22 protein-coding genes and 1 tRNA gene are annotated in these 22594 nt (G+C 72.1%); 8 read left to right on the top strand and 15 right to left on the bottom strand.

The window, feature by feature from the left end:
* Positions 1 to 203 precede the first annotated feature (203 nt).
* Positions 204 to 581: a hypothetical protein gene (locus CG736_RS08090; RefSeq protein WP_100585466.1), complete on the bottom strand. Its 378-nt coding sequence runs from the start codon at positions 579 to 581 to the stop codon at positions 204 to 206.
* Between the two features lie 195 nt (positions 582 to 776).
* On the bottom strand, positions 777 to 1016 hold the full coding sequence (locus tag CG736_RS36030) for a hypothetical protein (RefSeq protein ID WP_157815472.1): 240 nt from the start codon (positions 1014 to 1016) through the stop codon (positions 777 to 779).
* Between the two features lie 991 nt (positions 1017 to 2007).
* On the opposite strand from CG736_RS36030, the gene CG736_RS08100 reads away from it, so the two are divergent.
* On the top strand, positions 2008 to 3108 hold the full coding sequence (locus tag CG736_RS08100) for a hypothetical protein (RefSeq protein ID WP_198520396.1): 1101 nt from the start codon (positions 2008 to 2010) through the stop codon (positions 3106 to 3108).
* Positions 3109 to 3352: 244 nt separating this feature from the next.
* Here the strand turns inward: CG736_RS08100 and CG736_RS08105 are convergent, their stop codons facing one another.
* Positions 3353 to 3901 (bottom strand): TIGR03086 family metal-binding protein, encoded by a 549-nt coding sequence (locus CG736_RS08105; RefSeq protein ID WP_100585468.1) that lies wholly within the window; start codon positions 3899 to 3901, stop codon positions 3353 to 3355.
* Between the two features lie 590 nt (positions 3902 to 4491).
* Complete coding sequence (locus CG736_RS08110) at positions 4492 to 4983, bottom strand: hypothetical protein (protein ID WP_100585469.1); 492 nt, start codon at positions 4981 to 4983, stop codon at positions 4492 to 4494.
* A gap of 1139 nt (positions 4984 to 6122) precedes the next feature.
* Between CG736_RS08110 and CG736_RS08115 the strand changes: the two genes are divergently transcribed.
* Together CG736_RS08115 and CG736_RS08120 are read left to right on the top strand one after the other, a co-directional pair.
* Positions 6123 to 6590: a MarR family winged helix-turn-helix transcriptional regulator gene (locus CG736_RS08115; RefSeq protein WP_100585470.1), complete on the top strand. Its 468-nt coding sequence runs from the start codon at positions 6123 to 6125 to the stop codon at positions 6588 to 6590.
* Between the two features lie 150 nt (positions 6591 to 6740).
* A complete protein-coding gene (locus CG736_RS08120; protein ID WP_304528204.1) occupies positions 6741 to 8069 on the top strand; it encodes a Tim44-like domain-containing protein in 1329 nt (442 codons plus the stop codon).
* A 75-nt stretch (positions 8070 to 8144) separates the two neighbouring features.
* Here the strand turns inward: CG736_RS08120 and CG736_RS08125 are convergent, their stop codons facing one another.
* From CG736_RS08125 to CG736_RS08160, 8 genes are all read right to left on the bottom strand, one after another.
* Positions 8145 to 8939, bottom strand: coding sequence for a phosphotransferase (locus CG736_RS08125; protein WP_100585472.1), 795 nt, complete (start codon positions 8937 to 8939; stop codon positions 8145 to 8147).
* Positions 8940 to 9003: 64 nt separating this feature from the next.
* On the bottom strand, positions 9004 to 10326 hold the full coding sequence (locus CG736_RS08130) for an aldehyde dehydrogenase family protein (RefSeq protein ID WP_100585473.1): 1323 nt from the start codon (positions 10324 to 10326) through the stop codon (positions 9004 to 9006).
* A 17-nt stretch (positions 10327 to 10343) separates the two neighbouring features.
* Positions 10344 to 12155 carry an asparagine synthetase B gene (locus CG736_RS08135; protein ID WP_232733868.1) on the bottom strand — a complete coding sequence of 604 codons (1812 nt, stop codon included), beginning with the start codon at positions 12153 to 12155 and terminating at the stop codon, positions 10344 to 10346.
* Positions 12148 to 12729, bottom strand: a complete 582-nt coding sequence (locus tag CG736_RS08140) for a hypothetical protein (protein WP_100585474.1) — start codon at positions 12727 to 12729, stop codon at positions 12148 to 12150. Before CG736_RS08140 ends, CG736_RS08135 begins: the two co-directional genes overlap by 8 nt.
* A gap of 19 nt (positions 12730 to 12748) precedes the next feature.
* On the bottom strand, positions 12749 to 13564 hold the full coding sequence (locus CG736_RS08145; RefSeq protein ID WP_232733869.1) for a hypothetical protein: 816 nt from the start codon (positions 13562 to 13564) through the stop codon (positions 12749 to 12751).
* A gap of 14 nt (positions 13565 to 13578) precedes the next feature.
* The gene (locus CG736_RS08150; protein WP_100585475.1) at positions 13579 to 14658 is read right to left on the bottom strand and encodes a hypothetical protein; all 1080 of its coding nucleotides are present in this window, start codon (positions 14656 to 14658) and stop codon (positions 13579 to 13581) included.
* Positions 14655 to 15800: a hypothetical protein gene (locus CG736_RS08155; protein ID WP_100585476.1), complete on the bottom strand. Its 1146-nt coding sequence runs from the start codon at positions 15798 to 15800 to the stop codon at positions 14655 to 14657. The genes CG736_RS08150 and CG736_RS08155 overlap by 4 nt, the downstream gene beginning before the upstream one ends.
* Before the next feature lie 120 nt (positions 15801 to 15920).
* Positions 15921 to 16577: a hypothetical protein gene (locus CG736_RS08160; RefSeq protein ID WP_100585477.1), complete on the bottom strand. Its 657-nt coding sequence runs from the start codon at positions 16575 to 16577 to the stop codon at positions 15921 to 15923.
* A gap of 104 nt (positions 16578 to 16681) precedes the next feature.
* Between CG736_RS08160 and CG736_RS08165 the strand changes: the two genes are divergently transcribed.
* Entirely contained in the window at positions 16682 to 16939 is a 258-nt protein-coding gene (locus CG736_RS08165; protein WP_157815474.1) for a hypothetical protein, read from the top strand.
* Between the two features lie 134 nt (positions 16940 to 17073).
* Here CG736_RS08165 and CG736_RS08170 read toward each other — a convergent pair whose 3' ends face one another.
* Together CG736_RS08170 and CG736_RS08175 are read right to left on the bottom strand one after the other, a co-directional pair.
* Positions 17074 to 18471, bottom strand: a complete 1398-nt coding sequence (locus CG736_RS08170) for an NADP-dependent succinic semialdehyde dehydrogenase (protein ID WP_100585479.1) — start codon at positions 18469 to 18471, stop codon at positions 17074 to 17076.
* Between the two features lie 70 nt (positions 18472 to 18541).
* A tRNA-Cys gene (locus CG736_RS08175) sits at positions 18542 to 18612 on the bottom strand.
* Between the two features lie 220 nt (positions 18613 to 18832).
* Here CG736_RS08175 and CG736_RS08180 point away from each other — a divergent pair.
* Complete coding sequence (locus CG736_RS08180; protein WP_232733889.1) at positions 18833 to 19255, top strand: helix-turn-helix transcriptional regulator; 423 nt, start codon at positions 18833 to 18835, stop codon at positions 19253 to 19255.
* 10 nt (positions 19256 to 19265) lie between these two features.
* Positions 19266 to 19679, top strand: a complete 414-nt coding sequence (locus CG736_RS08185) for a VOC family protein (protein WP_043907915.1) — start codon at positions 19266 to 19268, stop codon at positions 19677 to 19679.
* A gap of 120 nt (positions 19680 to 19799) precedes the next feature.
* Here CG736_RS08185 and sph read toward each other — a convergent pair whose 3' ends face one another.
* Entirely contained in the window at positions 19800 to 20777 is a 978-nt protein-coding gene (gene sph, locus CG736_RS08190) for a sphingomyelin phosphodiesterase (protein ID WP_100585481.1), read from the bottom strand.
* Positions 20778 to 20966: 189 nt separating this feature from the next.
* Between sph and CG736_RS08195 the strand changes: the two genes are divergently transcribed.
* Positions 20967 to 21698, top strand: coding sequence for a Clp protease N-terminal domain-containing protein (locus CG736_RS08195; RefSeq protein WP_100585482.1), 732 nt, complete (start codon positions 20967 to 20969; stop codon positions 21696 to 21698).
* 135 nt (positions 21699 to 21833) lie between these two features.
* On the top strand, positions 21834 to 22454 hold the full coding sequence (locus tag CG736_RS08200) for a GNAT family N-acetyltransferase (protein ID WP_100585483.1): 621 nt from the start codon (positions 21834 to 21836) through the stop codon (positions 22452 to 22454).
* Positions 22455 to 22594: the final 140 nt, after the last annotated feature.

The raw sequence follows: 22594 nt of genomic DNA on the forward strand, positions 1-22594 counted from the left end.
CCCGCGGGAGCGGGGGTCAGTCGCTGAGCGTGTCGCCGACGGCTGTGCCGGAGACGTCCTCCCCGCGTGAGCGGGGGCCTGCTGGCGACCAACACGGGTCATTGGCCGCCGAGTTGGTTGGCTCTATACGCAAGTCGCGGTTCTGGTCCAACTTCTGTGGTCGATCGCGGTATGTGATCGGCTTGGTTGCTCCAAGCCCTCGATTACCAGATCTGCACTCCACCACGGATCTGCGACGCCCGCTGCGCGGCATCGAGGATGTTGTTCAGCCGATCGGTGATCTCGCTGGCACGCTGGGCGACGGGCTTGGGCGATTCCATGCGAGCGGCGATGGGCTCGATGTTGTTCTGGAGTAGGAGGACTTCCTGGATGAAGTCCGGAACATCTTCTGGGGCGACACACAGCGGGCCGCAGGCCAGTTGCGGAAAGAACCGAGCGCCGAGCGAGCAGACGGCGTCCGATCCCCAGACCGTGGTGCGCCAGCTTTCGAAACCGGCAAGATCTGACGATCCCTCGGGAACGTCGAGGAAGCGGGACTCGCCACTCTCGTCAGCGGTGAACACATCGACCAACAGGCTCATGCGCGAAGTGGACCACGTCCTCGTCCAGGCGGTCCACGTCTTTCTCTTCGACCAGGCGAGACGGCGCGGGCTGGTCATGGGCGAACAGAACCCGTATCCGCAGCAAGTTGGAGCCTGCATGGCCGTGCAGCTGACGCTTGATCATTTTGATTCGGTTGACGTGGCCTTCGACGACGCCGGAGGTCCACGGCAGTGTCAGGCGGACGATGACGGCTGCGAGATCGCGTTCGAGGCCATTGACGACGGTGTGGGGCTGAGCAGGTCGTCGGCGCGGACCGCCTTGATCCATTGCGGTAGCTTGTCGCCCTGGAGCTGGGCGAGCATTTTCTCGAACGTGCGGACATGCTCGGTGAGGGCGTCCAGTTCGGGGAAGCCGGCGAGGACGGATTTGAGTTTCGGGCGCTCGCTCTCCGGCAGGGCATCGGGGTGGGGCATGATCTACCCGGAGACGGTCCGCGGCGATGGTGGTCGGGCTGCCGGTGCGGTCGGAGTTGTACGGAGCGGTCGGAGGTGGGCGCGGACGGCTCCGTAGCCCTCTTGATCTCTTCCCAGAGTGTCAGGCGCTCGTGCAGCCCTCGGCCCACCGCTGGTGCAGGTACAGCTCGAAGTCGTGGAGCTTGGTCCTGCGGTTCTGCCAACTTGCCCTGGAACAGGTCTTCCGGAGCCGTGGCGTCCGTCAGCCGCTCGACGGTGCGGTAGGTCGTGCCGAGCTGGCGCTGGATGGAGCATCGGCTGTGGCCGGCAGCGCGTGGACGGTGGCGTGCTTGGCACGGGTGCGGTCGGTGAACCGGGTGCCCGGTGGGCCATGGCGATCCGCTCTTGGCCGGTGCCGCAGCCGGAGCCTTCTCCGGTGCCGGCTCGGCGAAGGTCGCACGGAGGCACGGGCGGTGGAGGGGGACGCACCGCTCGGCCGCTTCGCCGAGGTTGCGCCAGAGGCGGAACCGGTCCGCGACCTGGACTACGGTGGGCGCCCCGATGCCGGCACCCTCAGCGAATAACGGGCGCGATCTCGGAAGACGGCCTCGATCCCCGGGCGTTCGGCCGGCAAGGCCGCCACAGCGCCTGCCCCACGATCCGGCAGGAGGTCCACCGGCCAGCCGGTCTCGACGTCGACCAGGTCCCGTAGACGCGGTCCTTGCGCATCGCGTACTTGTCGACACCGACCACCCGTGGGACTTGTGGCTGAGGTTCCAGGAGGGCGTCGACCAGCCGCAGGACCGTGTTCCGGCTCACCCTCACCCCGAAGACGCCGACAAGTGGTCCTCGCGGACTCCGTCGAACTCGGGGCAGGTCAGTCAGAACTCGCGGACGGCTGGGTGTGATGGGACGGTGGAGACGACATCACATGGCCAGACGCCATTCAGTGGAGACCCTGCGGCGAGGCGGGGTCCAGTCGCGTCCAAGCCTCTCCTTTCTGGAGATTGAGATGATCCTCAACCCTGCTGCCCTGGTCATAGAACTGCACCGCGCGAAGCAACTGACCCGACTCCTCTGGTCGGCGGTGCTGAGCCAGTACCTGTTTCCGCCGCCCTACACCAAGTACGCGCCGCAGGACCTGCCACCCATCGGCGGGGGCTTCAGCACGGCGGCAGGCCTCAACTCGTCGGGTCACGTGGTCGGTTGGTCCACCCTGGAGGACCTGAAGACTGTTCACGCCACACTCTGGACCGGTGGCGTGCCGAGCGACCTCGGTGTTCTCGGTGGTGACGCCGAGAGCCGGGCGCTGGGGATCAACGACGCCGGGCAGGTCGTCGGCTGGTCGGGTACGCCCTTCGGCGACTCCCGGGCCGTGCTGTGGGAACCAGGGAAGCAACCTCGTGATCTCCTGGCGCCGACCGGGCTTCCCGACGCCGCAGCGGCCTACCCGAGGGCAGGTGCCAACGCGATCGACGAGGGCGGGCAGATAGTCGGCTGGGCCCAGTCGGCCTCCGGCACCGACCTTGCGTGGCTGTACAGCGGCGGCGGCTTCATTCCGCTCGGCACGCTGGGGGGAAAGAGTGCGATCGCCCGTGGGATCGCCCCCGGCGGGCAGATCGTCGTCGGCGGATCGACGACGCAGGGGGAGCAGCACTGGCACGCCTTCTCGTACGCCCGCGGTGCCATCAACGATGTGGGCGCCTTGGACGGTGTCTATGCCTCCGCAGCGGCGGTGAACGATCGTGGCCAATTCACGGGGGAATCGTCCTCAGGCGCCGGCATGGAGCATGCCGTTCTCTACCGCGACGGTGTGCTGCTCGACCTCGGCACGCTCGGCGGGAACTACGCCACCGGACTGGGCATCAACTCAGCAGGACACGTCGTGGGATTCTCCTGGACGGGAGACCAGGACCCGCTTCCGGGTGGCGGCTCCCTCCTGCACCCGTTCATATCCACCGGCGGGTTGATGTACGACATCCACGACTACGTCACCGGCGGTGCGGGCTGGGATCTGCGTCGAGCCGATGCGACCAACGACGCCGACCAGATCGTCGCCAACGGCTGGTTGGGTCAGGCGTACCACGGGTGCTTGCTGACACCGGAGCAGTGACTGCCATGCGCTGGTGAACGTCCCGCACGGCTCCCCAGGAGTCGGAGTCGCTCAGGTCTCATCGAACGGTTCATCAGACCATCTGAACCAAGCGCGAAGCTGATGCGGCGTGATGGCCCGGGTGCGACCGGTGGCGTGAGTTCGTGAGCCCGCCCGAGCCGCATCCCTGACAGGACGCGTTCGGGCGGGCACCGCTGTTTGCGGTGTCCGCCCGATTGGGTGGGTCAGTTCCCCGCGCGGGGGGTCAGGGGTTGCGCCCGAGGAAGTTCAGGAGCCTGGTCTGGTCGTCCGCGGAGTTCGCGGCCGCCACCTTGGGCCCGTAGGCGTTCGGCAGGCGGATATCGCTGTCCTCGGGTGCGAGCATCTCGGTGGCGAGCTGGACGGCTTCGGCATCCAGTCGTTCGTTCTGCCGTGTCGCCCGGGCGAAGTCCCAGGTGTGGATCAGGGTGTCGGCGCAGGCCATGCGGTTCACGAAGGCTGCGAACGGCATGTTGCCGAAATCGTCGCCGAGCATGGTCGCGGCCCTGGAGGGGTCGAGCAGTGCGGCCTTGACCTCGCCGGATGCCGAGTGCCAGGCAGCCAGCAGGTCCTCGCCTCGTGAGGGGCTTTCGTAGTCGGACCCGTCCAGTCCGGCGAGAGCTCGACGATGGTTCCCGATCACGTGTGCGGCAACGTCCCAGGCAGTCCAGCCGGGACACGGTGAAGGCTCCTCCCAGCGGTCCGGCGGGCATCCGACCAGCAGGGCGGTGAAGTCGTCGGAAATTCGTGCGTAGAGGTCGAGAACGGTTGTCATGGGAGGGCATTCTCCCGGTGTGTGCTCCCGCCGGCTTCCCCCGAAGCGTGGGTTCTGCGGTCGAAAGCCGCGCCGTCAGCGGGGCCGGGACCGTCGCTGCGGCGGGGATGAGGGTCAGGACATGGCGGCTCTGCACTTGGTGGTGGCGAGGCGGGACGAGTCGGTGCCGGTCTCGATGTCTGGGGCCATCCCCGTGCGGGCGGGGAGCCGAGTCGTCGATCTGGAATCCAGGCGCCGCTGACTCGGAAATGACTTGCTTTCAGAGATCCAGGAACGTCATTGATCACCAGGACCGCAATCACCCTGATGACCAGTCACCCCACCCATCGCTCGTCCCGCCGGACCGGCCAGGCGGCCCCGCAGAACGTCCACCACGGCTGACCCGGGCGGGCATTGTCCACGAACGCCGCGCCGTGGACTTCCCGGCCGCTCCGTTCGCCCACGGCCGCCGATGGCCCATCAGCCGATCGCGCCTGGATGGCCCGGCACCATCGCCGATCGCTCCCACAGCGCGTGGATGGATCAGGCGACGATCCGCAGCGCGTCGACCGCCCGGCCGGCCCTGCCGGGGTCGTTCGGCGCACTGTCTGTCAGGTGTCGTACTCGCCGTTCCACGGAGCCGAGAAGCCCAACCCGTCGGGATACAGCTCAGCCCAGTCCTCCTCGCCGTCCGCGTCATCGGCATGGCACTCGGTGATGAGACCGAAGACCACGCCGTCAACGGTGACCTGGAAGGGGCGAATCGCGATGTCACAGTATTCGCGCTCTGCGAGACCTGCGAGGACGGCGGCCAGCCGCGCTTCTGCGCGGGCAACCACGGAGTGCTCGTCGCGCGGACGCGCCATCTGTTCTGCCCAGGTACCGGCGCACCAGATGTCGGACTCCTGATGATGCCCGTCACGGTCGAACTTGTGGACCACGACGAAGAGCCTCTTGTGCTCCTCCCAGCCGCCTCCCATCGCGAACCCGTCGGGCAGTGCATAGGTGATCGACGCCAGGAACTGACCGTCACGGAACCGGCCGATGGTGCTCGTTCGACAGTCCGGCTCATATGCGACAGGGATGATCTCAGGGACAGCCATGACGGCACCCTAAACACCCGGTTGAACCCCGTCGTCGCTGGGGCTGGGCGCCCGTCACCCCGCCGAACGCCGCCTCCGTGTCACGGTTCGCCGTCAGCGGTTCCGACGGAGCGCTGCTCACCACCGCCCCTCCCTTCGGGGGCGTGACGACGATGCCGTACATCGGCTGGTTCCCCGGCATGTATCCGAGCCGCACCGCGCCGGTCAGCGGGCCGCTCCACCCCTTCCAGACCCTCGCCCTGTAGGCCGGACCCGCGAACGCGCCCGGAAGTCGGTACCTGACGGACTACCACGCGTCCAGGTACACCCGTCAGGGACGCCGGACCGGCACCGTCTCGGCCGGCAACCCGAACCTCCCCGACGACCTCTGGACGTTCCACGACGCCGGCGGCGGCCGCTTCCGGGTGACCAATCCGGGCCATGACGGCTGCCTCACCAATACCCGCAACGCCCCGAACATCGGCGTCCCCCTCATGTTCCTCCCCTGCAACGGTTCGATGACGCAGAAGCCAACCCCGCCTGCGGCGCGGACGCCGTCCTGAGCACCTGCAACGTCCCCGCAGCCGAGACCGCCCTGGCCGCCCGGCCCGGAATCCTCCCGGAGGACGACGACTGAAATTCCTTCCGCCTCTGATCCCGTGGCACTTCCGACGGTCCCCCACCCCCGCGGTGGGGGACCGTTCGGCTCTCGTGCGCCGCGGGTCGCCGTCGTGCGGGCGGTCGGTGTGCCGAGGCGATGCCCGCGAGGACGGTGTCGAGCATCCGGTCGAACTCCGCCTCCGGGCGTCGGCCGGCGGCGGAGTGGGTGCGGTCGGGGGAGCGGGGCGGGCGAGGGCTCGGTGGGGTCGGTGAGGCGGCGGAGGAAGGTGAGAACGCCCACGGTGCCGGTGGATGGTCTCCGGGGTCGCGCCGAGTGGGTCGAGCAGTTCCGAGCAGGCGTCCCCGCCCAAGGCCCGGGGGTTCGCCCGGAGAACGTGGACTTGCGTCCTCCCGGCCGAGCGTCCGGTGAGAGGGGCGGCCCCGGCCGAGGTGCACGGCTGTTCGGTCCGTGAGGCCGGTGCGGAGATCGGTCTTGACTTCAACTTCGCTTGAGGTTCTACGGTGCTTGCACCAGCGATCGTTTCCAGGGGGCGCCTCGCATGACGAGCCAGCACACGTCCGACGCCGAACTCGCCGCTCAGCCAGCTGCGTACTGGACCGGGGTGGCCTATGAGGCCGTCATCTCGTTCACCCGGTCCCAGCAGGCCGAACTGGGCTTCACCCAGCCTCAGTTCTGGCTGCTGCGCAACCTGTCGAAGAACGACATCTCACCCGACGGCCGCGGCATGACCGTCCCCGAACTTCAGCAGGCCATGCGCTCCTACATTCGGCCCGAGGACGACCTGGAGGCAGCGGCGGGAGTCCTGCTGGAGCGCGGTTGGGTCACCCGCGATGCGGGGGAACGGCTGTGGATCACCGAGTCGGGCGAGGAGGCCCGTGTCGGCCTCAAGCAGCACGCCCCGGCGATCCGGGCCCGCATTCACCAGGGCATCGACGACGCCGACTACGTCACCGCACTGAAAGTGCTCCAGCAGATGATCCGGAACACGGGCGGCACCGTCGCCTAGCCGAATCTGCCGTATCTGCCGTGTCTGCCGTGCCGGGAACGGGGCTCGCCGCGGGCCGGCAGCCGGGTTTCGGGCGGGGACTCGAAGGCGTGATTCGGTCGTACTTGTAGGCTCGGGTGGGACAGCTCTGATTCTTGAAGGGGGAGCCCGGTGCGCGCCCGTCGGTGGATAACTGTGGTCGCTGGAGTCGTCGCGCTGAGTGGCCCGACGGTTGCGTACGCCCGTGGCGGGGGCGGTAGCCACGGGTTCACCGGTGGTGGGGGCGGTGGCGGTGGGGGCGGCGGCTACCACGGGACGACCGGAGGCGGCTTCGGCTACGGGTTCGTGGCCGGTGGCGGGGGCGGCGGGTTCGTCCCCCTGCTGGTGATCGTGGCTGTCATCCTCCTGGTCCTGTGGCTCAGCTACCGGCGCCGGAAGGCGAAGCGGACGGCCGATCTGAACACGGTGTCGGACCGGACGGCGCACCGTGCGGACGAGCAGGCGCGCGAGCGTGCCGTCCAGGTCGGGGCCCGGGTCGATGCCATCGCCGACACGGATGCGACGTTCGATCGCGCCGCGCTCGAGCGCCGGGCCGTCTGGCTGTACACGATCGCCCAGCAGGCCTGGACCCAGAACGACCACGCCACGCTGCAGCAGATCCTGTCCCCGGTGCTCTACGGCAAGTGGGCCGACGAGCTGCACGACTACGCGTCGCGCGGCGAGGTCAACGTCGTGGAGATCGTCTCCGGCCCGGTGGTCGAGCTGGTCGACGTCGCGAACCGCGCGGGCGAGGTGAACGACACCGTCACCTTCCGGATCACCGCGACGCTCAACGACTACGTGCGCCGCGACTACGGCCCGGACGCGGTGCGCAAGGACGACTCGACGCGCCCGGTCGAGTACTGGACGCTGCGCAAGAACCAGGCCGGAGAGTGGATCGTGTCGTCGATCGAGCAGGCGGCCGAGGGTGCGTACCACCTGACCAACGCCATCGAGACGGACGGCTGGGACCAGAAGGAGATCGCTCGCGAGGCGGTGCTGGAGGTGGCCGGGAAGACCGCGGTCAAGGGTGCGACCGACATCCTGTCGCTCACCAACATCTCGTGGAGCACGGACGCCGACGCCGCCGTCGGCGACCTGAGCGTGCTCGACGGCCGGTTCGACCGGGCGGTTCTCGAGGTGGCCGTCGAGCGGTTCCTGGAGGAGTGGGTCATGAACGACGGCAGCCTGGACTTCACGTCCGTGCGCACTGTCAATCGGACCGTCATGCGCAACGCCGTCGTCAAGTCGGTCACGGTGCGTTCGCTGGTCTCGCGCGACCCGATCGTCTTCCGGGTCGCGGTCGACGCGGAGGGCGTCTACTACGAGGTCGACCGGCGCAGCGAGCAGGTGCTCCGCGGTGACGCCCGCGAGCGCAGGCCGATCACCTTCGCGTTCGATCTCCGGCTGGACGACACGTCGACCAACGCGTGGACCGTGATCGCCACCCACGTGGAGTAGGCGGAGCCCCCGCCGACGGCCCGGCCGTCGGCGGGGCGGGACGCGAGTCGGACCGGCGTCATTCCGGCGGGTCCGTCAGGACTTCAACGCGCGCTCCAGCAGGGGGCGTTGGTCGGAGATCCAGGACTCCAGGCGGTCCCAGCGCGCCCAGCCGCCACTGGCGTCGAAGTAGGCGACGAAGGCCGGCTCCGCGGCGGCCAGCCGGCGGGCGACGAAGGCTCGGCAGACGGCCGTCGCCTGGGTCAGGACGGTCGGGAGGGCGGTGCGGTCGGCGGGGGAGAGACCGTATGCGTCGGCGAACAGGTGGAGGCGGTGCGGGACTTGGAGGTGGGCGCGGGCGGTCTCGGCGGCCGTGGTCGGGTCGAGGGCCGGTAGCCAGTAGCGGGCCGTCATCGCCACGTCCCACACCGGCCGGCCGGGGGCGGCCAGGTCGAAGTCGATCAGCGCGGCCGCCGCGCCGGACCGGAACACCACGTTCTCCACGCACACGTCGTTGTGGCAGAGCATCGAGCCGCCCTCCGGGTCCGCCAACTCCCGTGACCAGTCGGCGTCCTGGTCGAACGGTGTGCGGGCGGAGGCGTCGTGCCAGCGGCGCAGCAGGCGGCCCACCGACACCAGCGCCTCCTCGCCGAGCGCCCAGGCCGGGTACGGCAGCACCGCGACGTCCCCGGGCAGGAACTCCAACTGCTCACGCCCGCCTGCCGGTTCACCGACCGGAAGCGGCGCGCCCGCGAACCCGCCGGCTCGCAGCGCCCGCAAGAACCCGTGCCGGGTCCGCGCGTTCGGCCCGGCGGGCCGCTCGACCACCGTGCCGCGTCGCAGGACCGCGCCGGCGTTGGCCAGCCCGCCGGTCAGCAGCTCGTCGTCCATTCCCCGTACCCCTCTCTCCCGGGCGCCGTGGGGGAGCGTCATGTCGTGGCCGGATCGTCCGGCGTCACACCAGTCGGGCCGTCACCGTCTTGGGCCGCTGGTACTCGCGCAGGGCGAGGGTGGACAGGTCGGTGCCCGCGCCGCTGGAGCGGCGGCCGCTGTGGGGGAGTTCGGCGGATTGGGCGAGGTGGCAGTTGAGCCAGACTTCGCCGGCGGAGAGACGGTCGGTGAGGGCGAGTCCGGTGGTGAGGTCGGCGGTCCAGACGGAGGCGGCGAGGGCCTGGGGGACGGACTCGGCGAGGGCGACGGCCTCGTCGAGGCTCCCGGCGCGCTGGACGGTGAGCAGGGGGCCGAACACCTCCTCGACCACGGCCGGGTCGTCGGCGGGCAGGTCGGCGAGGACGGTCGCGGGCCGCCACAGGCCGTCGGTGCGGCCGGGCGCGGTGCGGACGGTCTTCGCGGCGCTGGCGGCCACGATCCGGTCGTAACGGGCCGCCTGGTCGGGGTTGTTGAGCGGTCCGAAGTCGCGGCCCGCGTGGCGTTCGGCCATCGCGGCGGCGAGTGCGGCGACGGCGTCGTCGTACGCCTCGGCGAGGACGATGACCCGGGCGGGGACGGCGCAGCTCTGGCCGGCGTTGTAGGTGCAGGCGGCGGCGAGCTGCTGCCAGGTGTCGGCGGGGGCGTCGGGCAGCACCAACACGGGGCTGTTGCCGCCGAGTTCGAGGCTGACGGGGGTGAGGCCGGCGCGGGCGGCGATCTCGGCGCCCGCGGCGGGGCTGCCGGTGAAGGCGATCAGGTCGCAGCCGGAGCCGACCAGCAGCCGACCGGTGTCGCGGTCGCCCGGCAGGGCGGTCAACACGCTGGGGCCGAGGGCCTGTTCGGCGTGCGCGGCGAGCAGCAGCGCGGTGTCGGGGGTGGTCTCGGCGGGCTTCAGGACCACCGTGTTGCCGGCCGCGAGGGCGGGGGCGCAGCGCCAACCGGCCATCAGCAGCGGGTAGTTCCACGGAACGACGGCCGCGACCACGCCGACCGGCTCCCAGCGCACCCAACTCTGGTGCCCGGCCAGGTAGTCGCCCGCGGCGGGGGAGGTGCCGGCCCGCACCGCGCCGCCGTAGAACCGGAACAGGTCGGCGACCTCGGCGATCTCACCTGCCGCCTCGGCGACGGGCTTTCCGGTCCCGGCGCACTCGGCGTCCGCGTACGCGGAGGCGTGCTGCTCGATCAGGTCGGCGAGCGCGGCGAGCCGGCGGTGCCGCTCGCGCGGGGTGAGCGCCGACCAGCCGGGCCGGGCGGCGCGGGCGGCGGCCACGGCGGCCGACACTTCGGCGGTACGCCCGGGCGCGAGGGTGCGGCGGACGGCGCCGGTGCGCGGGTCGATCAGGTTCATCAGTGGTGCTCCATCGGTCACAAGTCGTAGGCGCGCAGCCAGAGTTCGAGGGTGAGCAGCAGCCACAGCTTGCCGCCCTGGCGGGGCAGCAGCAGTCCGCCGCCGCGCATCCAGGTCTCCACCGTCTCCGCCCGGAACAGTCCGCGGGCGCGGGCCCCGGTGCCGAGCAGCAGGTCGCCGGTGAGTTCGCTGAGCGGGCCGCGCAGCCACTGCTGCACCGGCACCCGCATGCCGCTCTTGGGCCGGTAGGTGACGGTGTCGGGCAGCAGGTCGCGGACCGCCTCCTTGAGGATCCACTTCTCCTCGGTGGCACGGAGCTTGAGCGCCGGCGGGGTGGCGAACGCGTGCTCCACCACCTGCCGGTCGAACAGCGGCGAGCGGCCCTGGACGCCCTGCGAGGCGGTCAGCCGCTCCACCTTGGTGAGGATGTGGTGGGCGCCCTTGGTGCGCAGGTTGCAGTGCAGCAACTGGTCGAGCAGCGAAGGCATTCGGCGGTCCGTCAGGTACGGCGCGACGTGCCGGCGCGGGTGCGCGGCCGGGCCGAGCGCGTCCAGTTCGGCCAGGGCCTCGCCGGTGAGCAGCACCGGCAGGTCCTCCCAGCACTTGCGGTAGGTGTGCAAGTAGGCGTCGGCGCGGGCCTGTTCGGACGGGTCGTCGCGGAGCAGCTCGAAGACCAGCATCGCCAGGTTCTTCGGTCCGCCGAACACCGGGTCGCCGCCCTCGCCGTTCAGCGACACGGAGAGCCCGTCGCCGGCCACCGCCTCGGCGAGCATCAGGTTCGGCACCGTCAGCGGGTCGCCGACGGGGCTGTCCAGCAGTGCGACGGTGTCGGCGAGGCGCGCCGCGACCTGCTCGCCCGGCACGGTCAGCACCCGGTGCCGGGTGCCGCAGTGGGCGGCGACCAGGCCCGAGTAGCCCAGTTCGTTGGGCAGTTCGTTGCCGAAGCTGATCGAGTAGGTGTGCACCGGCCGGTCGTGCAGCCGGGCGGCCAGCGCCGTCACCAGCGAACTGTCCACCCCGCCGGACAGCAGCACCGCGACGTCCTGCCCGTCCGGCAGCCGCCGCGCCACCGCCCGCTCCAGCAACTCCCGCAGGCCCGAGGCGTACTGGTCGTCCGTTCGGTCGAGCGTCCGCGCCTGCGGCTCCCAGAACTCCTCGATGCGCACCGAGCCGTCCGCGCCCAGCCGGGTCACCTTGCCGGGCAGCAGTTCGGAGACCCCGCGCAGCAGCGTCTCGGTGCCCGGCAGGTAGGCGAAGGTGAGGAACGAGCGGACGGCGGCGAGGTCCAACCCGGTGTCCACGTCCGGGCGTCGGCGCAGCGCGCGGAGCGAGCTGGAGACCGCCCAGCCGCCGTCCCGGGTGCGGCAGTGGAAGGCCGTCCGGGCGCCGGTGTGGTCACGGACCAGCACCAGGTCCGGGCCGTCCAGCACCGCGAGGGTGAACATGCCGTCGGCCGCGCGCAACCCCGCCGGGCCGAGTGCCAGCCAGCAGCGCAGCAGCAACTCCCCGTCCGGCGTGCCTGGTTCGGCGGGGCGCCCGGCGGCGGCCAGGGCGGCGTGCAGCTCGTCCCGGTTGTGCAGGGTGACCTCGCCGACCGCGGTGCGGCCGTCCACGGTGAACGGGCCGTCCGCGAAGCCGGGCACGCCGGTCAGCAGCGCCACCGAGACGGCCCGGCCGCCGGCCTCGAACGGGCCTGCCACCAGGCCGGATTCGGACGGGCGGCGGACGCCGGCGGGCAGCGACAGCACGGTGTAGCGGGCCGGGCGGGAAGCGGTGCGGACCCTGGCGGACCCGGACCCGGGCGCGGCCGGGCGGTGCGGCTCAGCCAAAGTCGTCCCCGTCCCAGGCGTCGCCGTGGGCACCGTGATCGTCCCCGCCGTCCCCGGCCGTGCCGAAGCCGCCGTGATCGTCGAACCCGTCGTCGAACCCGCCGTCGTCGTCGCCGTCGCTGCTGCCGCTTCCGTCACCGCCGCCGCCGTCGCCGCCCGAGCTGCGGGCGCGCTCGGCCTCCCGGCGCAACTCCTCCTCCTCGTCGGACGACAGCAGCTCCGGCGCGTACTGGACGGCCGCGATGCCCGCGCCCAGGCCGAGCGCGCCCAGCACCACGCCGAGCCGGCCCGGGAACGAGCTGCGGTTGACCAGCACGTACTGGCCCTGGCCCCAGACGGTGCGGCCGTAGCCGATGTCGCGCCCGTAGCCGGCCCGGCCGTCGGCGTGGGAGCGCTTGACCAGGTCGCGGCCGAGCCGCTCGTCGGTACCGGAGTCGCCCCGGTCGTCGCGCCAGTGGATCCGGCCGTCGGAGCTGCGGCTGCGCCATTCGTTGCGGCCGTCGGAGTACCGGCGGTGCACCGTGCCGTCGGCCAACAGCTCGTCGCTGTAGGTGATTTCGGGTGGCTGGGTCATCGTCCAGAGTCCTCGGGGGTCAGGGCGTCGGCCAGGTCAGGAAACCGGTGTCGCGGGCCCGGGTGGGCGCGGCCGGTCGGGCGGGCGGAGCGAAGCCGCCGCCGCGGACGGTGCGCAGCACGGTCCGCAGCAGCCGGGCCGGGCGGACGGCCGCCAGCTCGGCGACCCGGCCGCGGGCCAGCCAGGCCCGCTCGGCGGCCGGCAGCTCCGCGGGCAGGTCGTCGGCGTCGCACCGTGGCCGACCGGCGAGCGCGGCCAGGTGCAGGGCTGCGGCGTGGCGTGGCAGCAGGCCCATGGTGCGCACCCGCAGTCTCGGGCCGGCGTGCTCGCGCACCTGCCGGAACAGGTCGAGTCCGGCGGGCGAGGCGTCGTGCAGCACGTGCACCACCGCGTCCTCGGCGCGCTGCAACGCGGCCAGCAGCCGGGCGTCCAGCGGCAGCCGCTCCGGGGCGAGGATCGGGCAAGCCCCCTCCAGGTGCAGGCGGTTGGCGAGCAGCATCGCGGCGATCGCCGGATCCTGGCAGACCAGCAGCCGGGGGAACGCGTAGTCGTACAGGTCGCCCTCGGGCCCCGGCCGGTGCGGACGGGGCGCCACCAGGTCTGGTAGTACGGGCAGTTGGGGGTTCCGGGCGAGCGCCGCCGCGAAGCGCTCCGTCGACAGCAGCGGCCGGGTGGTGTAGCGCAGCCGGTGCGGGCCGCGGTGCAGCGGCAGCAGCGTGCGGTCCGTCTCGTAGTACAACTGCCGTGCGGTGAAGGCGAGACGGCCCGGATGGGCGCAGCGCTCGGCCGCTCGCCGGACGGCCCGGTCGAGCAGTCGGTCGGGTATCGGGGTCACGCCGCGTCCCTCCGTCATCGGGCACCGTCCGCAGGCCGGGTCGGTGCAGCCTCCGGCCAGGTGAGGAAGCCGATCCGTTCGGCGCGCCGCCGGGTCTCGGCAGCGGTCTCCGCCGCTCGGGTCGGCGCGGCGACGGCGCGTTCGACGGCCTTCTCGGCCAGGGCGAGCAGCTTCGGCGGCGGCAGGGTGATCAGCGGCGAGCGGAAGCCGGCCGTCAGCCACTCCCGTTCCCGGTCGGCCAACCGCTGCCAGCCCGGTGCGGCCGCCAGCGCCGCCGGAAGCCGCGGCCTGCTCAGGTCGCGCAGCCGCACCGCCTTCGCGGGCTCCAGCACCGCGCGCGGCGCGAGCCCGCAGTCCACCACCCGACGGCCGGGCAGCGCCGACCGGATCACCATCGTGCGGGCCAGCGCGGCCAGCGACAGGTCGCGCAGCACCGCGACCGGCAGCGCGGCCGGGACCTGCGCCAACTCGTCCGCCAGCAAAACCTGGTGACGTTCGGCGAAGTCGTTGGCGCGCAGGAAGCCCGCCACGGCGGGGACTTCGCACAGCACCACGGCCCGGGCCTCGGCCGGGCCGACCGCCGGCCCGGCCGGCGGATGCTCGATCAGCCCGGTCGGCAGCCCGCCGTAGACCTCCCGCCAGCGGTCGATCACCTGCTGCTGGAACCCGATCTCCGAAAGGCGCGGACGGAACGGCGCCCCGACCCGCAGGCGCCACGCCGTGTGGAACTCCCGCACCGCGACCACCGCGCCCAGACCAGCGGCGAACAGCCAGACCTGCCCGTCGGCGCCGCGTGCGAACGAGCCGGCCAGCAGCGCGCCCGCGGTCACGACGGTGCCGATCACGAGGTGCCTGCGGAGCGCCTTCGGGCCCGGAAACCCGTGCAGGCGGCGCTCGTTGAGCCAGTACAGCTGCTCCACGGTGATCCGCAGGCGGCCGCCGGTGCCCTTGGTCACCAGCTCCCGGAACTTGAGGTCGTGCAGGCGGCCGGACTCCGACTTCGGGTCCAGCGCGAAGGTCCGGCCGCAGCGCGAACAGCGGTGTCCGTGACGTTCGCGCCGCCCGACGCCCTCCCGGCAGTTCGGGCAGATCATCGCGCGCCGTCCGCGGGCCGGGCCGACGCGCCGTCCGGATGCCGGACCGACGTGGCGTCGGCGGGCGAGTGCGGCGCGGGCAGGGCCTGCGGCCAGCTGAGGAAGCCGATCCGCTCCGCGCGCCGCCGGGTCTCGGCAGGGTTCTCCGCCGCGGGCGCGGGGGCGGTGGTGGCGCGTTCGACGGCCTTCTCGACCAGGGCGAGCAGCTTCGGCGGCGGCACGGTGATCAGTGGCGAGTACCAGCCGTTCGCCAGCCAGTCGCGCTCCCGCTCGGTCAGCCGCCGCCAGCCCGTCGACGCGCCCAGCGCCGACGGCGCCTGCCGCGGCCCCGCGTGGTCACGCAGTCGCACCGCCTTCGCCGGGGCGAACACCGCGCGCGGCGCGAGCCCGCAGTCCACCACCCGCCGACCGGGCAGCGCCGCCCGGACCGCCACGGTCCGGGCCAGCGCGGCCAGCGACAGGTTGCGCAGCACCACCACCGGAAGATCGGCCGGGATCTTCGCCAACTCGTCGACCAGGAGCACCCGGTGGCGCTCCGCGAAGTTGTTGGTGCGCAGGAAGGCCGCCACGGCGGGGAGTTCGCACAGCACCACGGCCTGCGCCTTGACCGTCGTCGGCGTCGAGCCGTCCGGCGGGTACTCCACCAGCCCGGCCGGCAGCTCGCGGTGGACCACCCGCCAGCGGAAGATCACCCGGCGCTCGAAATCGCTCAAGGTCACCTGCGGCCGCATCGGAGCGTCGGCCCGAAGCCGCCGGGCGCCCCGGAACTGCTGCACCGCCAGGCCCGCGGCGACCAGCATCACCGGGCCCAGCAGGAACCAGCTGAAGCTGCCGATGCCGACCGCCAGCGAGCCGGCGATCACCGCGACCACCGCCAGCGCGGCGCCGCCCACGTTGCTGCCGGCGCGCTCCTCGCTGGTCGGGAAGCGGTGCAGCCGGCGCTCGTTGAGCCAGTACAGCTGCTCCACGGTGATCCGCAGGCCGCCGGGGGTCCACTTGGCCACCAGCTCACGGAACTTGAGGTCGTGCAGGCGCCCCGGCTCCACCTTCGGGTCCAGCGCGAACGTTTTCTTGCAGCTGGAGCAGGTGTGGTCGGTGCGCTCGCGCTGGCGTCGGTCGGTCCGGCAGTTCGGACAGATCATCGGGCGTTCTCCCGGGTCATCGGGCGTGCTCGATCGGCGGATTGGTCGGCATGGCGGGTGATGCGGGCGAAGTGGTGCGTGTGGCCGGCGACTTCGACGGAGGACGGGCGGACGCCGACGTCACCGGGAGTCCTCCAGGGCCGCCGCGATCCGGTGCAGCCGGTGCGCCAGGCGCTCCCGCACGGTCACCGTACCCACCCGCTGGCGCGACGTCACCTCTCGCAGCGCTGCCGCGAGTTCGTGCTCGCCGCGCTGCTGGGCGACCTCCGCGGTGATCGCGTAGTCCTCGTGGTCGATGCCGTAGCCGGTGTTCGCGGCCAGGATCGCCAGCCGATTGTCGCTGCGGTTGCCGAACGAGTGCGGCATCAGCTCGGGGATCCGGATCAGCGTGCCCGGCGCCAGGTCGACGGCCACCACCCGGCGGCGGTGCGCGTCGTACAGTCCGCAGGACGCCGGGCCGAGCGCCAGCACCAGGTGCTCGCCGCCGTGCGCGTGCGGGGTGAACGCGGTGTGCGGCGCGACCAGGCCCAGCTTGTAGGTGGCGTTCGACGGGCGTTCCGGCGAGGTCGCCGCGTCGCCGATGAAGTAGTGCGCGTACTGCTGCTCGTCGATGAAGCGCAGCAGCCCGCTGTCCGGGTCCTGCGGTCCGAGTTCGCGCGCCCCCGCGCGGTCGGCGCGCAGCACCCGGCCGTCCGGGCGCAGCCGGAACAGCTGGGCGCCGTCCGGCAGCGCGGACGCCTGTCGTTCCAGGCTGCGCAGCCCCCCGCGTATCGACACTCACGACCCCCTCGTCGGTGCTCGCGGCGATGCTACCCGGGCTGCCGGGTCCGCCGACCGGCGGGATACTCGAACAGATGGCCAACTTTTCGGAGGTGAGAGCCATGCCCGCGACTGCTGCCGGAGCCACCGGACCCCGTCCGGTGCGGGGGACGTACGCCTGGCTGACCGAGAAGCACAACTCCTCGCTGGTCTTCCTGCTGGCCCTCTCGCTGGGCCTGGCCCTGGTCGCCCCGCAGGTGACCCAACTCTGGCTGCTGATCGTGTTCGCGGTGGTGTGGGGCGTGACCGTGGTGGCCTTCGTCTCGCAGTTCTGGGGCCGCCACGAACACGCCCATCCGCACCAGCCACGACACGCCTGACCGGCCTCCGCCACGGCACGCCCGCCCGGCCTCCGCCGCGCACTCCCGTCAACTCACGTGCACAACGGTTCGGGGCCCGTTCGGAAAGCGCTTTCCGAACGGGCCCCGAACCGTGTCCTGCGCGCTGCCGGCGGTCAGCTGCCGGACCACACCGTGGTGATGTTGCAGAACTCGCGGATGCCGTGACCGGACAACTCCCGCCCGTAGCCGGAGCGCTTGATCCCGCCGAACGGGAACGCCGGGTGGGAGGCCGTCATCCCGTTGAAGAACACGCCGCCCGCGCGCAGGTCGCGCACACAGCGTTCCCGGTCGTTCCCGTCGCGTGTCCAGACGTTGGAACTCAGGCCGAACGGCGAGTCGTTGGCGATCGCCACCGCCTCGTCCAGGTCGGCGACCCGGTACACGGTGGCGACCGGGCCGAACGCCTCCTCATGGTGGATCCGCATCCGCGGCGTCACGTCGGTGAGCACCGTCGGCAGGTAGTACCAGCCGTCGGCCAGCGCCGGGTCGTCCGGTCGTGCGCCGCCGCAGGCCAGGCCCGCGCCGAGCCGGACCGCGTCGGTGACCAGCTCCTCGATGTCGGTGCGGCCCTGCTCGGTGGCGAGCGGGCCGACCTCGGTGGACTCCGCCATCGGGTCGCCCACCGTCAACGCCCGCATCCGGGCGGTGAAGCCGGCCAGGAACTCGTCGTACACGTCGGTGTGCACGACGAAACGCTTCGCCGCGATGCAGGACTGGCCGTTGTTCTGCACCCGGGCCGTCACCGCCTTGGCGATCGCGGCCGGCAGGTCTGCCGACGGCAGCACCAGGAACGGGTCGCTGCCGCCCAGTTCGAGGACGGTCTTCTTCACCTCGTCGCCGGCCACCCGGGCCACCGCGCGGCCCGCGCCCTCGCTGCCGGTCAGCGTCACCGCCGTGACCCGCTCGTCGCGGATCACCGCCTCCACCGCGCGGGAGGGGATCAGCAGCGTCTGGAAGCACCCCAGCGGGAACCCGGCGCGGGCGAACAGGTCCTCCAGCGCGAGCGCCGTCCGCGGCACGTTCGAGGCGTGCTTCAGCAGGCCCACGTTTCCCGCCATCAGCGCGGGTGCGGCGAACCGGACCACCTGCCAGAACGGGAAGTTCCACGGCATCACCGCCAGCACCGGGCCCAGCGGCCGGTAGCGGACGAACGCCGACCCGCCGCCGGAGTCCACGACGTCCTCCGCCGCCGGGTGCTCGTCGGCGAGCAGCGCCTCCGCGCGGTCTGCGTACCAGTGCATCGCCTTCGCACACTTGGCGGCCTCCGCCCGTGCCTGGGCGAGCGGCTTACCCATCTCCAGCGTCATGGTGCGGGCCACCCGGTCGTTGCTCTTCTCCAGCAACTCGGCGGCCCGGTGCATCAGTTCGGCGCGTTGCGCGAAGGTGGTCAGCCGCCAGGACTCGTACGCGGACTGGGCGCGTGCCAACCGGGCCTCCACGGCGGCCCCGTCCAGCGGATCGAAGACCTCGACGGTGCGGCCGTCGGCCGGATTGACGGTGGCGATGGGCATCGGAAAACCACTCCTCCTTCGATGCCGCCCGGCCTCTTCCGGGCGGGGGCGGACCTCGAAGGGAGCGAGGAGGTGGAGACAGGAATCGAACCTATGTACGCGGCCCTGCAAGCCGCTGCCTCGCCGCTCGGCCACTCCACCGGGCTCCCTCGCATGAATCAGAAACTAGCAGCGGGTCGGGACGCGATCAACGAAGCAACACGCCGGAGTGTCGCCCTGACCAGGGCTTTTGACGCCCAATCAGGGCGTCGCGGTGTGATCACCGGGTGATCGACAACCGGCCGGGCGCACCGCCCTCGGCGCTAGCCTGGGCGGCGTGCAGATCGACGACCTGAAGCGGCTCCGCAAGGCCCGCGACACCATGGACCGCGACTACGCCGAGCCGCTGGACGTCGCGGCGCTGGCCAGGGTGGCGCTGATGTCCGTCGGCCACTTCCAGCGCAGCTTCCGCACCGCGTACGGCGAGACGCCGTACAGCTACCTGATGACCCGGCGGATCGAGCGCGCGAAGACGCTGCTGCGGCGCGGCGACCTGTCCGTCACCGAGGTCTGCATGGCCGTCGGCTGTACCTCGCTCGGGTCGTTCAGCACCCGGTTCACCGAACTGGTCGGCGAGAGCCCCAGCGCCTACCGGGCCCGCGACCACAGCGCCGCCGAGCACATCACCGCGTGCGTGGCGATGTACCTCACCCGCCCGATCCGCGGCACCGGCACCGGTCGGCCGGGCGCCGCCGCGGCGAAGGAGATCAGGAACGGAGAAGCGGAAGCGGACGCCGGTCAGTAGCGTCGGGGTCATGGACATCAAGCTTTCGCAGTGCTTCATCGCCGTCGACGACCACGACGCCGCGCTCGGCTTCTACCGGGACGCGCTCGGACTGGAGGTGCGCAACGACGTCGGCTTCGAGGGGATGCGCTGGGTGACCCTCGGCTCGCCGACCCAGCCCGACGTGGAGGTCGTGCTGGAGCCCCCGGTCGCCGACCCGGGCGCCACCGACGCCGACCGGCAGGCTGCCGCCGAGCTGCTCGCCAAGGGCCTGCTGCGCGCCGTCAACTTCCGCACCGCCGACTGCGACGCGACCTTCGAGCAGATCCGGGCCTCCGGCGCGGACGTGCTCCAGGAGCCGATGGACCAGCCGTACGGGGTGCGCGACTGCGCGTTCCGCGACCCGGCGGGCAACATGGTCCGGTTCGCCCAGCCGCGCCGCTGAGACCTGCCGCGCTGCTGAGGCCTGCCGCCGGCCCCTTCCGCGGACCGTGCCGAACGGGTGCCGTCCGGACTCCTCCGGGCGGCGCCCGTCCGTGTGCCGGCCACTGCTGCCGGCGACCGATCAGCCGGCGATCACCGGGTAGTGGTCGGACAGGTCGGTGTAGGTGTACGAGGTGCCCCAGCTGCTGACCGTCCACGGCGCACTGTGGAAGCGGTGCACGGTGTTGGTGTACTGCTGCGGGCGCGCGTGGTCGGCCCGGTAGAGGACGTAGTCCAGGTCCTCCTTGGGGTCGCCGGGGTAGCGGTAGGAGGCGATCGAGTTGTCGGCGGTGTCGAAGGAGTTCGTCCAGCCGTCGCGGGTGGTGGCCGGGGCCAGGTTGCCGTTGGACAGCAGCGCCGGGTACTCGCTGCCGTGCGAGTCGATGTTGAGGTCGCCGGCCAGCACGATCGGCTCGCTCGCCGGGATCTGCTTGGCGTCCAGGAAGGCCTTCATGGCGCGCAGCTGCTTGCCGCGGATGTCGGCGGCCTGGCCGCCGGCGCAGCCCGAGTCGGTGGACTGCAGGTGGGTGCCGACCACGTGGGTGCGCTGGCCGTTCACATCGATCTGCGCGTAGACGAAGCCCTTGTTGGACCACCAGTCCGAGCCGCAGGCGTCCTTGAAGACGTACTGCTCCTTGCGCAGGATCGGCCACTTGCTGAGCAGCACCACCCCGCCGTCCTCCGGCGTGGCGCTGCTGTAGCTGCCGGAGGTGGCGTCCCAGCCGCTGGTGGAGCGGCCGACCACCGGGGTGTGGTACGGGTACGCGGCCGAGGCCTTCGCGACCAGCGCGTCGGAGGTCGCGTTGTCGAACGCCTCCTGCAGCACCACCACGTCGTGGCCCTGGAAGAAGTCCGCGCCCGCGATGGCCTGCGCCCGGTAGGCCTGGCCCCAGTTCGGGTAGAGCGAGGTGCTCATCAGGAAGGTGTTGTAGGTGAGCACGTTCAGCGGGGCGACGGTGAGCGGGGCGCTCTCGGCGTGCGCGACGGCCTGAGGAACCGTCAACAGGGCTGCTGCTGCGGTGAGTACGGCGGCGAGGCGGGTGGGGCGGGTGGCGGGCATGGGGGCTCCGAGGGTGTCGGGCGATCGATGTTGTGCAGTCAACTGGGGTCTCTGTGACGCGGACAAGACAGCGGACGGCGGGCGGGTGAACTCGACCGAAACAGCCCCTACTGGCCGGTAGAAAACGGCCGATACGGCAACTGTCAACCGACGGTTGACACCTCCGGACTGTCAACCTAGGGTTGCCTCATGGCTGACACCGCAGGAGCGAAATCCTCCATCCGGCTCGACGACCTGATCGAGGGCATCAAGAAGTCCTACCCCGAGGCGCTCGACCAGCTGTCGAACGCCGTCCTGGTCGCCGACCACCTCGGCGACATCGCCGACCACCTGATCGGGCACTTCGTCGACCAGGCCCGCCGCTCCGGCGCGTCCTGGACCGACATCGGCCGCAGCATGGGCGTCACCCGCCAGGCCGCCCAGAAGCGCTTCGTCCCCAAGGACCCCGGCGAGGTCACCGAGATCGACACCGCGCAGGGCTTCAACCGCTTCACCCCCCGCGCCCGCAACGTCGTGATGGCCGCCCACCAGGCCGCCAAGGACGCCCACAACGACGAGGTCCGCACCGAGCACCTCGTGCTCGGCCTGCTCGCCGAACCCGAGGGCCTCGGCGCCGCCTACCTCGCCACCCGGGGCATCGCCCTCGATGCCGTCCGCGCCGCCGCCGAAGCGGCCCTGCCGCCCGCCGTCGAGGACGCCCCCGAGCTCGTCCCCTACGACGCCGGGGCCAAGAAGGCCCTCGAACTGACCATGCGCGAGGCGCTGCGCCTCGGCCACAACTACGTCGGCACCGAGCACCTCCTGCTCGCCCTGCTGGAGCACGAGGCCGGCGCCGGCATCCTCACCGGCCTCGGCCTCGACAAGGCCGCCGCCGAGGCCGCCCTCCTCGACGCCCTCGCCCAACTCGCCCCCGACGCCTGACCCCACCGAGACCCGGCGGGCCCGCCCGGGACGGGAGCGGGCCCGCCGCCCGGATGGTGAAACCCGGTTGACGGTCGGTCGCGGCGGGCGGTTCGCTGGCGATCACGATCGGCGGGCGGGCGGAGGGGGAGCGGGATGGCGTACCGACTCGAAGGGCCGGTGCTGGAAGGCCGGTTGGTGCGGCTGGAGCCGTTGGAGCAGCGGCACGCCGGGGAGTTGGCGCGGGCGGTGGAGGAGGCCCGGGACAGCTACGGGTTCACCTGGGTGCCGCGGGCCGAGGAGGTCGCCGGGTACATCGAGGCGCAGCACGCGCGGGCCGCGGACGGGCGGCTCGCGCCGTACGCGCAGATCGCGGTGGCGAGCGGCCGGGCGGTCGGGGTGACGGCGTACTGGGAGCCGCGGATGCTGCCGGACACCGACGTGCTGTTCGCGGTGGAGATCGGCTTCACCTGGCTGGCGGCCTCGGCGCAGGGCACCGGCGTCAACGCCGAGGCGAAGCTGCTGCTGTTCCAGCACGCGTTCGAGCAGTGGGGCGTGGCCCGGGTGGACCTCAAGACCGATGCGCGCAACGCCCGTTCGCGGGCCGCGATCGCCGCCGTCGGCGCCCGGTTCGAGGGCGTGCTGCGGAGGTCGGGCCAGTCCTGGGTGCCCGGCGAGGACGGCGGGTTGCGGGACGCCGCGATCTTCTCGATCATCGACAGCGAGTGGCCGCAGACCGGGGCCGCCCTCCGCGAGCGGGTCGCCGGCTACACCTGATTGGCCATCACTTGCCGTGCGGGGGCGGCGGGTTGGCCGGTCCGGGTGGCGGCGGGGGAGCGCCGCCCATGCCGGACGGGTTGCCGGACGGGGACTTCTGCGGGGCCACGGTGCTCCTTCTCGGACGGGCCGCGGGCGGG

This window comes from Kitasatospora sp. CB02891 (genome assembly GCF_002803145.1).
Lineage (GTDB): Bacteria > Actinomycetota > Actinomycetes > Streptomycetales > Streptomycetaceae > Kitasatospora > Kitasatospora griseola.